This is a genomic window from Arthrobacter sp. JCM 19049 (assembly GCF_001310435.1).
This window is the reverse complement of sequence record NZ_BAXF01000910.1, coordinates 1-575: the sequence shown is the minus strand read 5'-3', so window position 1 is coordinate 575 and position 575 is coordinate 1. Positions and strand designations below refer to the sequence as shown.

General features: G+C 65.9%; 1 protein-coding gene. It reads left to right on the top strand.

Going from position 1 to position 575, the window contains the following annotated elements; translation table 11 throughout:
- Positions 1–120 precede the first annotated feature (120 nt).
- Positions 121–483 carry a hypothetical protein gene (locus JCM19049_RS17065; RefSeq protein ID WP_054822102.1) on the top strand — a complete coding sequence of 121 codons (363 nt, stop codon included), beginning with the start codon at positions 121–123 and terminating at the stop codon, positions 481–483.
- Positions 484–575: the final 92 nt, after the last annotated feature.

Sequence of the window (575 nt, the reverse complement as noted above, 5' to 3'; positions counted from 1 at the left end):
CTCTCGGCCAACGCCCGCCCGGCGCGCGGGGCCGGTACCGTCATCACGGACAACGGCCAGGCAGGAATCGCACTGGTCGACTACCTGGCCGAACAGAAGCTGATCTAAGGACTGAACCACATGACTTCCGCATTAGTATTCTTTGACGCCCTGGGCCAGGAACCAACCAAGGCCCAGCGCGAACTGCTGACCCTGGCCACCCGTTTCTCACCTGCCACCGTGGCGGTGGTGGGTGAGGTTTCGGCCCCGGCCCTTGAGGTTCTTGCTGGCTACGGGATCACCAGCGTCCTGCAGGCCCCGGCCGCTGACTCCTTCCAGGACCACGAGGTGGCCGCCCTTGAAGCCGCAATCAGCTCGGTGAACCCCGAGCTGGTGCTGCTGGCCAACGACAGCTTCAACCGCGAGGTCGCCGCCCGTGCCGCCATCCGCTGCAACGGCGGGGTGATCACCGACGCGTGGATGTGGCCGGTGACGGCACCGTGACCAAGGACGAACTGGCCGGCTCGTACACCACCCAGGCCAATGCCGCCTCCGGTGTGCTGCTGGTCACCGTGAAGCCCAACAGCATTGAGGAC